This window comes from Flavobacterium sp. XGLA_31 (assembly GCF_051547105.1).
Taxonomy (GTDB): Bacteria; Bacteroidota; Bacteroidia; order Flavobacteriales; family Flavobacteriaceae; genus Flavobacterium.
This window is the reverse complement of sequence record NZ_JBPTTM010000004.1, coordinates 73,072-85,923: the sequence shown is the minus strand read 5'-3', so window position 1 is coordinate 85,923 and position 12,852 is coordinate 73,072. Positions and strand designations below refer to the sequence as shown.

The window sequence follows — 12,852 nt, the reverse complement described above, 5'->3', positions numbered from 1 at the left end:
TGCTACAGTTGTTAAATTTTTATAAAAAAGAAGTGTTCCCAAAACCAAACCCGAAGTCCCGGCGTAAATGGCAATATAACTTTTAAAACACATCATTATGAAAACGAGAAATTTTTTAGCGACAGCCTGTTTTGCCCTGACACTACTTTTAGGAACAGCCTCTTATGCCCAAAAAGCCTCGAGCGTCAGCGAACAGGCGAAGCAAAAAACCGTAACCGTGGGCGGTGCCCCAATGTATCCGTCCAAAAACATTATTGAAAATGCGGTCAATTCCAAAGACCACACCACATTGGTAGCCGCTGTAAAAGCCGCTGATTTGGTAGAAACCCTGCAAGGGAAAGGCCCGTTCACCGTGTTTGCCCCAACCAATGCCGCCTTTGACAAACTGCCCAAAGGCACAGTGGAAACCCTACTGAAACCTGAAAACAAAAAAATGCTGCAAACCATCCTGACCTACCACGTGGTAGCCGGTAAAATGAATGCGGCCGATATCGCTGCCGCTATCAAAAAAGGAGGCGGAAAAGCGGTATTGAAAACGGTAAGCGGTGGTACTTTGACCGCCTGGATGAAAGGCGCTGATTTGTATATTACAGATGAAAACGGAAAAAGTGCCAAAGTAACCATTACCGATGTTAACCAATCCAACGGAGTGATCCATGTGATAGACGCGGTGGTGACGCCAAAGTCCTAATCCATTAGCAGCTTCCCGATTACTTTATATTTAAAAGCCCCACTTCCGGTATTAGGAGTGGGGCTTTTATTTTATCAGACCTGTTTAGGAGGCCTTGTGTTATATTTATCTCAAACTCGCACCGAGTTCGGTTTCCAGCTGCTTTTGCAGTTTGCTCATGATTTTGTCAATCTGCTCATCGGTCAGCGTTTTGGTCGTGTCCTGCAACGTAAAGCTCACGGCATAAGACTTTTTGCCCTCCGGAAGGTTTTTGCCTTGGTACACGTCAAATAGGTTCACGTCTTTCAGTAAGGACTTTTCGGTTTGACGGGCAATGTTGTAAATGGCTTCAAACGCAACTGCATCGTCTACCAAAAGAGCCAAATCTCTGCGCACTTCAGGGTATTTCGGAATATCGGTAAACTTGATTTTGTTCGATAACAATTTCAAGACCAAATTCCAGTTAAAGTCCGCAAAAAACACTTCCTGCTTGATGTCAAAATGTTTCAGGATGGATTTCTTCACAGTACCGAATTCTACCAAGGTATCATTTCCGCAAGCAATGGCTATCCCTTCGGCAAAAACATCCGAGGCTACGGGCTTGCTTTGGGTTTTGCAAACACCCAATCGGTTCAAAACCGAAGTCACATACCCTTTGAACAAAAAGAAATCAGATGGACGGTCGGCTGCTGTCCAGCTCTCAGCCATGCGGTTTCCGGTGGTGAATAAGGTGAGGTGTTTGGGTTCGTCGTATCCCGAAGGCAATTTGTGGTAGGATTTGCCAAACTCAAACAATTTCAAATCGCCGTTTCTGCGGTTGATGTTATAGGATACCGCCTCTAAGCCCGAGAACAACAATGATTGACGCATGGTAGCCAGGTCATTGCTTAAGGGGTTAAGCATGGTTACGTTATATTCTTCTTTGAGCATCGCAGACAGTTTGATATACTCACCAGTCGTCAAAGAGTTGGCCATCATCTCGTGAAAGCCCAGCGAATTCAACTGCGTAGCGATAATGTTTTGTACTTTATAATCTTCGGTACGGGCCGAGTTGGCTACCGTAGCGTTTAATTTTTTGGTGAAATTAATATTGTTGTAGCCGTACACACGGAGAATTTCTTCAACCACATCCACCTCGCGTTGTACATCTACACGGTACGACGGAATCACCAATCCCAAGCCGGCATCGGATACGCTGTTGACTTTAATGTCTAACGAAGCCAAGATTTTCTTGATGGTTTCTTTGGGTAATTCCTGCCCAATCAGTTTGGCAGTTTTATCAAAATGCAAAAACACCGGGAAGTCTTCTATCTTTTTCGGGTAAATATCAATAATGTCCGAAGTGATTTCGCCACCGGCTAATTCTTTAATTAACAAGGCAGCGCGTTTCAGGGCAAATTCGGTAATGTTCACATCAATACCTCTTTCAAAACGGAAGGAAGCATCGGTATTCAACCCATGACGTTTGGCCGATTTACGCACACTCACCGGATTGAAATAGGCACTCTCCAAAAAGATAGCGTTGGTCGTATCGGTAACACCTGATGATTTTCCACCGAAAACACCTGCCAGACAAAGCGGTCCTTTTTCATCGCAAATCATCAAATCTTCAGCGCTCAGGGTGCGTTCCACATCATCCAGAGTGGTGAACTTGGTGCCTTCGGCTACAGTTTTCACGATGATTTTACCACTAATTTTAGAAGCGTCAAAAGCGTGAAGCGGTTGCCCCAAATCATGCAGGATGTAATTGGTAACGTCAACGATATTGTTTTTAGGTGTCAATCCAATGGCTTTCAATCGGTTCTTCAGCCACTCAGGTGATTCTTTTACGGTAATTCCGGAAATGGTTACCCCACAATATCTCGGCGCTAACTTACTGTCTTTAACATCCACATCAATTTTCAACGTTCTTTTGTCTATTCGGAACGTACTTACAGATGGCGTAATCAACTCGATATTGCTGTTTTTTTGCAACAAACTCGCGCGTAAATCACGTGCTACTCCGTAATGCGACATGGCATCGGCACGGTTAGGAGTTAAACCGATTTCAAATACTTCGTCATTCTCTATATTAAAAACTTTGGCCGCCGGAGTCCCGGGTTTCAGTTTGTCGTCTAAAATCATGATACCGTCGTGACTGGTGCCTAAACCTAACTCATCTTCGGCACAAATCATCCCGTGGCTTTCCTGTCCGCGGATTTTTCCTTTTTTGATTTCAAATGCTGCTCCGTCTTTGTCAAACAGCTTGGTCCCGATGGTGGCTACAGGAACTTTTTGTCCGGCTGCTACATTGGCCGCACCGCAAACAATCTGTACCGGAGTCCCGTCACCCAAATCTACTTTAGTTACTTTCAGACGGTCGGCATCAGGATGTTTCTCACAGGTCAATACGTGTCCTACCACTACACCTTCTAAGCCACCGCGCACGGATTGGTATTTTTCCACAACCTCTACTTCCAAACCTAAATCGGTTAAGGCAGCCGCCGTGTCTTCTGATTTTAAATCTATTTTAATGAATTGTTTTAACCAGTTGTATGAAATCTTCATGAGTCTTAATTAAGGTCTGCAAATATAGGGATTGTAGCTTTTAGATTGAAAATTTTTTAGGGCAAAATGTGCGAGGATAATACGGTTATTCCATTGTTATATTCCTGATATTTTGGGGTAATTTTTTGATAATGTTCAATTTGTAACCGTTTAAATTTTCAGATTATCAAATTTGTGCTATAAAATGCGTAAAAAGTGCTACTCTGGGTTTCGGATTGAAATTACATTTGATTCAATCAAAAAATACAATTATGAGTAATTTAATTCAAAGACCGACATTCAAAGATAAGTATGATAATTACATAGGGGGCAAATTTGTGCCACCGGCCTCCGGGCAATACTTTGATGTGGTATCACCGGTAGACGGAAAAGTGTTTACCAAAGCAGCCCATTCCAATAAAGAAGATTTGACCTTAGCGGTTGATGCCGCTTACGAAGCGTTCAAAACATGGGGAAAAGTGTCCGTAACCGATCGCAGCAATATGCTGATTAAAATTGCGCAGGTTATGGAAGATAACCTCGAATACTTAGCAGCCGCTGAAACTGTAGATAACGGAAAAGCGGTACGCGAAACCATGGCGGCCGATTTGCCTTTGGCTATTGATCATTTCCGTTATTTTGCCGGCGTTATTCGTGCTGAAGAAGGTTCGGTGAGTGAGCTGGACGAGACCACAGTATCTTTAATTGTGCATGAGCCTATAGGGGTTATTGCTCAAATTATTCCATGGAACTTTCCTTTGTTGATGGCTGTGTGGAAACTGGCTCCGGCCTTGGCAGCAGGAAACTGCGTGGTTTTGAAACCGGCTGAGAACACTCCGATTTCGATTATGATTCTGATGGAATTGATAGGCGATATCATTCCGGCGGGTGTTGTCAATGTGGTTAATGGTTTTGGTTCTGAATTGGGAAGAGCTTTGGTGACCAATCCTAAAGTAGCCAAAGCAGCCTTTACCGGTTCTACCGCTACCGGAAGAATGGTGATGCAATATGCTACCGAAAATATTGTTCCGGTGACCTTGGAGTTAGGCGGGAAATCACCTAATATTTTCTTCCCTTCAGTAATGGAGGCCGATGATGAGTTTTTAGACAAAGCCATTGAAGGAGCGGTGTTGTACTGTTTGAACCAAGGGGAAGTGTGTACGTGTCCGTCGCGTTTGTTGGTACACGAAGATATCTATGATAAATTCATCGAAAGAGTACTCGAGCGCGTAGCCGCGGTAAAAACCGGAAACCCATTAGATCCTACTGTAATGATGGGGGCGCAGGCCTCTAAAGTGCAGAAAGACAAAATCATGTCGTATATCAACTTGGGGAAAGAAGAAGGTGCTGAGTTGTTGATAGGCGGTGATGAAAACAAACTGGGCGGTGATTTGGATAACGGATATTACATCAAGCCTACCGTTTTTAAAGGCACTAACAAAATGCGTATTTTCCAGGAAGAAATCTTCGGGCCGGTACTGGCCGTAACGACTTTTAAAACCACAGAGGAAGCTATAGAAATTGCCAATGATACGTTGTATGGTTTGGGTGCCGGGGTATGGACCCGTGATGCACACGAGTTGTACCAGGTGCCAAGAGCGATTCATGCCGGTAGGGTATGGGTTAACAGCTATCATGCGTATCCGGCAGGAGCTCCCTTTGGCGGCTACAAACAATCGGGGATAGGCAGAGAAAATCATAAAATGATGTTGGTGCATTACCGTCAAACCAAGAATATGTTGATTTCGTACAACAAAAACAAGTTAGGGTTCTTTTAATTGTCCTAAAACAATTGGTTAATAGTACCGCAAATCAACTTTTACCGGTTGGTTTGCGGTTTTTATTCTTAAAAACAAACATATGAAAAGAGTAACCGCAACAGCAGATGCTTTAGCATTGATACAAATGCTTAAAGAGAAATTCGGGGATTTAATGTTTTACCAGGCGGGAGGCTGCTGTGAAGGCACGCAACCACAGTGTTTTGAAAAAGGAGGCTTCTACATTCGGACGGGTGATGTGTGTATAGGTGAGGTAGATGGTTTTGCGTTTTGGCTCGACAAAGATTTATATGAATACTGGAAGCATGCGCATTTTACCCTGGATGTGACAGACGGTATTGGAGCGGGAGGGTTTTCTTTGGAAACGCCTTATGGTAAAACGTTTATCATTCACTACCGTTTGTTTACACCCGAAGAGTTGGAGCAATTGGAACCGGTTCGCTACAATAGCTACGATTAGTGCGAGGTGAAGTTCATGAGTTGGTATTGTTTCGGGGTGACGCCTTCGTATTTCTTAAATAAGCGGATAAAGTAATTGCAGTCTTCAAACCCGGTGGCATAGGACACTTCATTGACATGAATGTTGGGGTTGCTCAATAGTTTTTTGGCAAATTTTATCTTTTCATTCAGGATGTACTCTATGGGGCTCATGCCCATTTCGCGTTTGAAGTAACGGTAGAATGAGGTGGTGCTCATGCAAGCCTTATCACTCAAGTCTTTGAGGTTGATGGTTTCGCGAATGTTTTTTTTGATGAATTCTATCGATGGGGTGATGGGGCTGTTGCTGTCGATGTATTTTTCGGTGTCAAAACGCTTGGCGGTTTGGGTTTGTATGATGCGGATGATGAGTTCCTGTAGGGTCAAATCGGCAATGGCGTCCTTGGTGATGGAGTCGCCCATGCATTCTTTGATGAGTTTGTTGATGGTGCCTGCCAGTTCGACATTGTTGTAAAAAAAGTAATTCTCGTGGTCGAGTTTCCAAAGGTTGCTTTTGCCTTCTTTGGGGTACTTTTCGTTGAGAAAGTCGAGGGTATCGGTGATTATTTTATGGTCAATGGCCAAGGCAATGCATTGGGTAGGGTTTTCTTTGGAGGCTTCGGGGAAATCTATCTGCATTTCGACATTGGAAGGCACGATGACGGTTTCTCCGGGGAGGTATTCAAACTGTGGTTCGTCAAAAAGATGCATGATCTTTTTGCCGCGCAGCATACTGGTCACGACAAGGTCATTAAACTTTAAGGGCACTAACTCCGACCTTTGATAGGTTTCAAATATGTTCAGTTCGCAGTGGTCGAGTGAAAAAATGGTACGGTTTTCTACCAGTGTTTTCAACGACTTTTCGTGGGTTAGTGCGGGTTTGTTGAGTAAGTTTTTGACTGACATAAAGTATCCAATGGGAAGACTAAAATAGTGTTTTACCAAATAGGAATCAACAATGGGTATTGAATTGGGTTAAAATTAACAGCGTTATAGTATTTCTTCGACATGTTTCTTGATGTTTGACGCTATTTTGGCTGTAGGCAAATCGTTGGCGTCTCCGCCAAACGGGTCTTCAATTTCTTCGGCTATGAGTTCTAAGCTGGCCAGTACATAAAAGATAAAAACGACTACGGGAATGACGTAATAGCCCAGGCTGAAGCAGTAGCCAAAGGGGAGGGTCATGACGTAGAAGAAGATGAACTTTTTGATGAAGGCGCTGTAGGAGTAGGGAATGGGGGTGTTTTTGATGCGTTCGCAGGCGCCGCAGACTTCGGTGAAGGATTGCAGCTCGGTGTTTAGGATGATTAATTGTTCTGCGGAGAGTTTGCCTGATTGGTGCAGGTCGTGTATTTTTTGGAACAGGGCTTTGGCGACCTGATTGGGTTTGTGTTTTTGGAAGTTTATGTTTAATTGAATGTCTTCAAAGAGGAGTTGGCTTACTTCTTCGTCACTGAGGTGCTTGGCTAAGATAGAAGCATAGGTAGGAATGAGGAAGCGGAAGTATTTTCGGTCGTGCTCGTCTTGGAGCATTACGGAGAGTTTGAGTGCCAGGTTGCGGCTGTTGTTGACCAATGCACCCCATAGTTTGCGTCCTTCCCACCAACGGTCGTATGCGGTATTGGTGCGGTAGGCTAACAGTAAGGAGATGACAAAACCCAACATGCCGTGCATGATGGAGATGTTTTTGATGGAACTGTTTTCGGGTAAATGCCAATAGGTCATTTCGAGGTAACAGATTGCTCCTGAGTAGGCGCCGATGAGGAGCATCATGGGGAATAACTGCCTGAATGTGTCTGATTTGTGAAAACGAAAGATAAAGGTAATCCAGTCTTTTGGGTTGTATTGTACCATAATGCTTGTTGTAAACGGTATTCAAAAATAGGATAAAAAGTTGAATATGGTGCTGTGGATTGTTGGAGGTAGTCGTGTCTCCGAAACATGCTTGAAGTTGTTCGAAATGGGTTTGCCGGAGTCAGAAGATAGTTTCACGGATTCCGTTAAGTGATTTAGTGCCTCCGAAGTTGGTTCGCCGGAGTCCGAAGCCAATTTGATTGAGTCCGAAGACCGTTTGATTGAGTCCGAAGCCCGTTTGACGGCTGCGAGGCCTTGGAAATGCTGGGAAGTTGGTTTTCGTGGTTTTTAAAATACCACGCGAAAGATTGACTTGGTCGAACCTTGGGTTTCGCACGGTAGCGGGGGTATGTGAGACATTAATATATGCCGTTTCTTTTAATAAATGCTTCCAATTTTTTATATCCTTTGAATCTACATATTCTATTCCAAATGGTGTCTGAAGTATTATTTCGAATGAATATCATAGTTTCAATGCTTGAACAGCCTCCTTTTTTATTTAATTCACGAAGGTTTGATTCTAAAGTGATTAAATATTCTAATTCTTTATCGTTTACTAATTTTTTCTGATTGGCTCTACTTAAAAAAAAATTCCCATTTAATTTTTGGATTTTAATAGAATCAGCTTCTCCAGAAAAGCATCCGGCATATTCAAATTTAATTTTTAATATTTCTTTTTCTCTTAAATTTAGTATTTCACTTTGTTTAGTTTTCGTATTACTTATGTCTGGATTTAATATCACTTTATAGACTTTAGATTCGTCTATTGATATAGTCTTTGTTATCTTTTGTTCAAAATAATTATAATACTCAAGTTTGTATTTACCTGCAGTCAGTTTTTCTAATTCAATTTCATCTTGCGGATATGGTGGTTTTAGCATTGAGTATTCTTTGAATACTTTTCCGTCTTTATATATTTTCAAATATTCGTTATCAGTATCTTTTCCTTTGATTGTATCTTTTAATTGAAAGTGAATTTTCATTGTAGCCAAAACATTTTTTTTGCAACTAACAAGTGAAAGAAATAAAATTATAATGTAAATTATTTTCATGACGAGGGTTTGAAATTACTTATAATATTTTGCGGCTTTTTGCCAGTAGTTGGGACATAGTAGAGATATAGAAACTTTATTTTGTTCGGTTGTGGGGGATTAGCTTGTTTTTATTGGATTTGGCAGTTCTCTTTCAAATTTTCTATAAATGAAACTAGTACTGAATGTATTTCATTTAGTTGAGCTAAATCTTTAAATTTTTCTTGTTTAACGCAATACAGCATATACTTTCCTTTGCTTGGAACTTCTCCAAAATCTTCTTTATTAGTTATTTCTATTCGAATAGGATTGAACAAAATAATTTTTTCTAAAAGGGATTTGTCTTTTAAAATAGTTATTGTTTTTAATTCTTTATTACTTGTTATAAAAAAGCGTTTGTCAAAATCATTATTGCCAATTTTGATTTCTTTGTTTTTAAAAAATTTCACAATACTAGCAAACCAATCTTCTTTGGATATTTGAAGTTCGAGTTGAGTAGGATGATCAAATTCAGCCATTCCAACCATATAACTGTCACTAAAACCACCTCCTGCATTGGTGTAATTATAATTCTTAACTTTAAAAATGAAGTTTGAGTATTTATATTCTACAAATAAGTCGCCGCTTTCTGATTTGAGCGTTCCATTTTGTTGTTTGGCAAACTCATCCCAAAATGGTCTTTTACTTTTTCCAAACAAAGATTCAAATATTGTCATTTATATATTTTGGTTAAGCTTGCTGTTAACGTTCGAAGGCTTTATGCAGTAGCGGAACGTTACGTGATAGAGGTAAAGATAGGAAATTTCTTTTTTGGTTTTTAGCTATTGATATCAAGTTCTTCAAAGTCTTTGATGGTGGAGAGCTTGATGGGGTTGCCGGGGTTTATACTTTTCCAGGTTTCTTTGTAGCTTTCTTTTCCGTTGGGGCTTACTTTGATTACCTTTTTGATTTGCTTTTTTTTGGTGATGAAGTTGATGCTTGTTTCGTCAAACGTGACGTAGTCAGATTCAAAACTGCTGCGGTAGCCGGCATCGTATCCGATGAGGTCAAAATCGGAATGGTTGAATTTGAAGGTGTAACGCCAGTATCCGTATCGTCCGTGGCCGTAGTGTATGTATAGCTTTCCTTTTTTGATTTCCAGAGATAGCTCGGGGGGCATGTAGACGCCGCCGTCTTCATTTTCGGAGGCGAAGCAGTTGTAGTTTTTGAGGGCTGCTTGGTAGTTTCCTTTTTGGTTGAGCAGGACGATGAGTCCTCTTCGATTGCGGTCTACGATTTGGTCGTAGTCGTTAGTGACTATTTGGGTTTTGTCGGTGGCTTTGATGATGAGGATGCAATCTGTGAGGTGGTCGTTGTTTAGATCTCCGTAGATTTTTTCGAAGAGGACGTAGCCTTTGGGTATAAAGGCGGCTTCTTTTTTGCTTTGTGCCCAAACGGATAGTGTTATAACCAGCATGGTGAATGACAGTAGTGGTTTCATGGGGAGAAAATGGTTGTTATGCGAAGTATTGCTTCGAGCATTTATTTTTTATTAATTTTTATAGAAAAGTAGCCTACTAGGTAAACCAATAATCCTAACATCATAAGTGCTTTGGATAAACTATTGATTTTTAATGTGGATTCCTTTTCTATTACGATCGTAATAAGAAATGATATTGTTGCTATAATGCCTATAATTGCTCCTATGGTTTTTAATATGCCTGAAACTCTCATTTCTGTATTGGGTTGAATTTCCTTTGGATTGTGTTGTTTTACTATTTTGCGTAATATGCTATGGCTTTACGCAATAGCGGTAACGTTATGTGATAGATATAAAGATAGGAAAATTTCTTTTTGTGCTGGAGCGGGAGAAGGTTTTATGGTTTTTTTATTGTGTAAATCAATCCTTTTTGTTCGTCAAAACGGAACTCTTTTTCGTATTTCATGCCGAGTTTTTCCAACACTTTTATTGAAGCACTATTTTCTGCCATGGCTCTGCCTACAATCGTTTTCAGGTTTAGTTTTTCAAATCCGTAGTGTAGACAGGCTTTGGCGCTTTCTGTTGCGAAACCTTGATTCCAATATTCTTCAAAGAATCTGAAACCAATATCTGTTTCGTCGATTTCTGTATTGTATTTAAGTCCGCACCATCCAACAAACTTTCCGCTAGATTTATCAATCACGGCCCAACGCCCGTAACCATTCTTTTCATACTCTTTGTAGTTCCTTAAAAAGTTTTCTGCTTCCATAAGATTTTTGAAAGCTTTGTCTCCGGTAAATTTTATAACGTTTGGATTTAAGTTCAATTCATAGAAACTTTTGCTGTCTTGCATATTCAATTCTCGCAAAATTAATCGTTCAGTTTCCAGTATAATTTTCATTTGTTGCAGGATTTCTAAAAAGCGTACCCGTTACGTGCCGCGGCTTTGCGCAGTAGCGGAAACGCTAAGTGATAGAGGTAAAGATAGGGAAATATCTTTTTGGTTTTCCGTGGGGGTGCTGCTTGCCTTTTATAGCCCCTTGCGGAAATTTGTCAAATCAAGTATGTTTATTTAAGTTCGGAAAGCACTAACTTTTTTTGTTTGAATGTGTTCCTGATTGCTTTTTCTCTGACGATGGGGTCGTCACTGTTTATGAGGTCAAAATACGCAACCGGAACCACCTGCCAGGAGAGTCCGTATTTGTCTTTGCACCAACCGCAAGCGCTTTCCTGTCCTCCGTTTGCAGTTAATGCGTCCCAATAGTAATCGACTTCTGCTTGGTCTTTGCAATTGATCACAAATGAAACGGATTCGTTGAACTTGAAGAATGGCCCTGCCGCCAAAATATTAAATTCAATGCCATTGATTTCAATGGTTGCGGTTTCAAAATTTTCTCCTCCGGCTTCGGGCGGATTTTGGTATTTGCGGTGCTCTTTGAGTTTGCCGTCTTTGAATATGGAGAGGTAATAGTCTGCTACGGCTTTTGCGTCTTTTGTTTCGACCCAAAGGCAGGGTGTTATTTTTTGCGTAATCATCTTTTTAGTTGTTTTAGTGGTGTTGCTGGTATTTTCTCTAACGTTTTGTGGCTTAACGTAAAGAGGTTATTGTAAAGATAGGGAAATTTCGGTAATGAAAATAGATGAGGCGTTGTGGTTGATGGTTCGTAACCACGCTAGAGTACTCGCGCGGTAGCGTAGGGGTTGACTTCGTCGTCACGTGGTAGCGTAGGGAATAAAAAAGGGAGGCGGTTATAAACTCAATGTGCCCGCCAGTTCTTTAAGGCTGATTTCGGAGAGTTTGGCCTGGAATTGCGCATTGGTGTTGCGGACTTTGGCGTTGGTATAATTTAACTGTGCTGTGCGGAACTCTACCGGGGTAATGGTGCCTATTTTGAACTTGGCCAAAGTGATGTCCAAATTTTGTTTGGCTATGGCTTCGTTCTTTTCTTCGAGCTGCATCAGGGTCAAATTGGTTTGATAGGTTTCGTACGCCGTGGCCAATTGCGCCTGTAAGTTGGCTGTTTGTTGGTTGACGGCAAGCTTGGAATTTTCGATTTCTATTTGGGCTATCTTTTCGTTGCGGTGCTGTGCCCAACCGTCAAAGAGGTTGAGGCTGGCGCTGAAGCCATAGTTGAGCCCACGTGAGTAGGATGAGGAGGTGAATCCTAAACTGGATTGGCTTTCGGCAAAGTTGTAGCCGGTATTTACCTTGAGGGTAGGATAGCGGTTGGCTTTGACTTGCTTGAGTTGGAGTTCGGCCACTTTCTTGTTGATGATCTGAGCTTCTAATTCGGGGTTTTGCTTGAGGGCAGCATCGGTGAGTGCCGGCAGCAACAGGTTTTTGTCTACAGCTATGGTTCGGCTTACGGTAAAGGCGGTGGTGGCCTCGCGCGCCAAGAGTTGGTTTAGGAGGATTTTGGTATGGGCGAGGGTTTCTTTTTGTTTGAGTAAAGCGGTTTGGTCGGTATTCCAATCGACTTGCGCATTCAAGACTTCGAGTTTGGAGGCTTTGCCAATGCTGAAACGGTTTTGGGAGAGCGTTAACCGTTGGGTTGAAATAACGATGGCGCTGTCGAGAGCGGCTAACTGCTGCTGCTGTTGTACCAAATCAAAATAGGTGGTGTTGACATCGCTGATTTTGGTAATGATGGCGAGCTTTAGTTTGGCATCGCCCAGTTTTTGTAATTGGTCTAACTGATTCTTTTTGGCAAACATTTTAAAGCCGTCAAAAATGGTCCAATCGAGTCCTACGCCATAGGTGAGGCTGTTGTTTTTGGCATTGTTTAATTCGTTGACGGTACCGTCCTGACGGGTTTGCTTGCTGTATTGTATGCTGTTGTTATCGACTACATTGGCGGTTACTTTGGGCAACATGCCGGCATTTCCGACGGTGGCATTGGCTTGGTCTATTTTGAGATTGTTGGCGGCCATGCGGATGTCAAAATTGTTTTCGAGGGCTATTTTTACGGCGTCTTCGAGTGTAAGGACTTCCTGCGCTCCCATTTTTGGGATGAAGCTCAAACAGCATAGAAGAAGATATAACGATTTCATTTTCAT

At 41.7% G+C, this 12,852-nt stretch carries 12 protein-coding genes; 3 read left to right on the top strand and 9 right to left on the bottom strand.

All coding sequences use genetic code 11. The features are described 5' to 3' along the window. The first annotated feature begins 97 nt into the window (after window positions 1-97). Complete coding sequence (locus ACSVH6_RS09165) at window positions 98-691, top strand: fasciclin domain-containing protein (RefSeq protein WP_438077722.1); 594 nt, start codon at window positions 98-100, stop codon at window positions 689-691. Window positions 692-796: 105 nt separating this feature from the next. Here the strand turns inward: ACSVH6_RS09165 and pheT are convergent, their stop codons facing one another. Beyond that, window positions 797-3,217 carry a phenylalanine--tRNA ligase subunit beta gene (pheT, locus tag ACSVH6_RS09160; RefSeq protein ID WP_438077720.1) on the bottom strand — a complete coding sequence of 807 codons (2,421 nt, stop codon included), beginning with the start codon at window positions 3,215-3,217 and terminating at the stop codon, window positions 797-799. A gap of 251 nt (window positions 3,218-3,468) precedes the next feature. On the opposite strand from pheT, the gene ACSVH6_RS09155 reads away from it, so the two are divergent. After that, the gene (locus tag ACSVH6_RS09155; RefSeq protein ID WP_438077718.1) at window positions 3,469-4,974 is read left to right on the top strand and encodes an aldehyde dehydrogenase family protein; all 1,506 of its coding nucleotides are present in this window, start codon (window positions 3,469-3,471) and stop codon (window positions 4,972-4,974) included. Between the two features lie 82 nt (window positions 4,975-5,056). Next, window positions 5,057-5,434: a DUF779 domain-containing protein gene (locus ACSVH6_RS09150; RefSeq protein ID WP_438077716.1), complete on the top strand. Its 378-nt coding sequence runs from the start codon at window positions 5,057-5,059 to the stop codon at window positions 5,432-5,434. Here the strand turns inward: ACSVH6_RS09150 and ACSVH6_RS09145 are convergent. The 8 genes from ACSVH6_RS09145 to ACSVH6_RS09110 all read right to left on the bottom strand — a co-directional run bounded on the left by ACSVH6_RS09145 (window position 5,431) and on the right by ACSVH6_RS09110 (window position 12,852). Further along, window positions 5,431-6,357, bottom strand: coding sequence for an AraC family transcriptional regulator (locus tag ACSVH6_RS09145; protein ID WP_438077714.1), 927 nt, complete (start codon window positions 6,355-6,357; stop codon window positions 5,431-5,433). The genes ACSVH6_RS09150 and ACSVH6_RS09145 overlap by 4 nt on opposite strands. An 84-nt stretch (window positions 6,358-6,441) precedes the next feature. Then, complete coding sequence (locus ACSVH6_RS09140; protein WP_438077713.1) at window positions 6,442-7,305, bottom strand: bestrophin family protein; 864 nt, start codon at window positions 7,303-7,305, stop codon at window positions 6,442-6,444. Between the two features lie 359 nt (window positions 7,306-7,664). Continuing rightward, on the bottom strand, window positions 7,665-8,357 hold the full coding sequence (locus tag ACSVH6_RS09135) for a hypothetical protein (RefSeq protein ID WP_438077711.1): 693 nt from the start codon (window positions 8,355-8,357) through the stop codon (window positions 7,665-7,667). A 110-nt stretch (window positions 8,358-8,467) separates the two neighbouring features. Further along, window positions 8,468-9,052, bottom strand: a complete 585-nt coding sequence (locus ACSVH6_RS09130; protein WP_438077709.1) for a hypothetical protein — start codon at window positions 9,050-9,052, stop codon at window positions 8,468-8,470. A gap of 101 nt (window positions 9,053-9,153) precedes the next feature. Next, window positions 9,154-9,816 (bottom strand): hypothetical protein, encoded by a 663-nt coding sequence (locus ACSVH6_RS09125; RefSeq protein WP_438077708.1) that lies wholly within the window; start codon window positions 9,814-9,816, stop codon window positions 9,154-9,156. Between the two features lie 376 nt (window positions 9,817-10,192). Next, window positions 10,193-10,696 carry a GNAT family N-acetyltransferase gene (locus ACSVH6_RS09120; protein ID WP_438077706.1) on the bottom strand — a complete coding sequence of 168 codons (504 nt, stop codon included), beginning with the start codon at window positions 10,694-10,696 and terminating at the stop codon, window positions 10,193-10,195. Window positions 10,697-10,863: 167 nt separating this feature from the next. Next, a complete protein-coding gene (locus tag ACSVH6_RS09115; protein ID WP_438077704.1) occupies window positions 10,864-11,331 on the bottom strand; it encodes a VOC family protein in 468 nt (155 codons plus the stop codon). A gap of 213 nt (window positions 11,332-11,544) precedes the next feature. Continuing rightward, window positions 11,545-12,852, bottom strand: a complete 1,308-nt coding sequence (locus ACSVH6_RS09110) for a TolC family protein (protein ID WP_438077703.1) — start codon at window positions 12,850-12,852, stop codon at window positions 11,545-11,547.

Excerpts from the sequence above, each read along its gene's own strand:
- ACSVH6_RS09110 (WP_438077703.1), bottom strand. The coding sequence starts at position 12,852 with ATGAAAATGAAATCGTTATATCTTCTTCTATGCTGTTTGAGCTTCATC.
- ACSVH6_RS09135 (WP_438077711.1), bottom strand. The coding sequence starts at position 8,357 with ATGAAAATAATTTACATTATAATTTTATTTCTTTCACTTGTTAGTTGC.
- ACSVH6_RS09115 (WP_438077704.1), bottom strand. The coding sequence starts at position 11,331 with ATGATTACGCAAAAAATAACACCCTGCCTTTGGGTCGAAACAAAAGAC.
- ACSVH6_RS09140 (WP_438077713.1), bottom strand. The coding sequence starts at position 7,305 with ATGGTACAATACAACCCAAAAGACTGGATTACCTTTATCTTTCGTTTT.
- ACSVH6_RS09145 (WP_438077714.1), bottom strand. The coding sequence starts at position 6,357 with ATGTCAGTCAAAAACTTACTCAACAAACCCGCACTAACCCACGAAAAG.
- ACSVH6_RS09120 (WP_438077706.1), bottom strand. The coding sequence starts at position 10,696 with ATGAAAATTATACTGGAAACTGAACGATTAATTTTGCGAGAATTGAAT.
- ACSVH6_RS09165 (WP_438077722.1), top strand. The coding sequence starts at position 98 with ATGAAAACGAGAAATTTTTTAGCGACAGCCTGTTTTGCCCTGACACTA.
- ACSVH6_RS09155 (WP_438077718.1), top strand. The coding sequence starts at position 3,469 with ATGAGTAATTTAATTCAAAGACCGACATTCAAAGATAAGTATGATAAT.
- ACSVH6_RS09150 (WP_438077716.1), top strand. The coding sequence starts at position 5,057 with ATGAAAAGAGTAACCGCAACAGCAGATGCTTTAGCATTGATACAAATG.
- ACSVH6_RS09130 (WP_438077709.1), bottom strand. The coding sequence starts at position 9,052 with ATGACAATATTTGAATCTTTGTTTGGAAAAAGTAAAAGACCATTTTGG.
- pheT (WP_438077720.1), bottom strand. The coding sequence starts at position 3,217 with ATGAAGATTTCATACAACTGGTTAAAACAATTCATTAAAATAGATTTA.
- ACSVH6_RS09125 (WP_438077708.1), bottom strand. The coding sequence starts at position 9,816 with ATGAAACCACTACTGTCATTCACCATGCTGGTTATAACACTATCCGTT.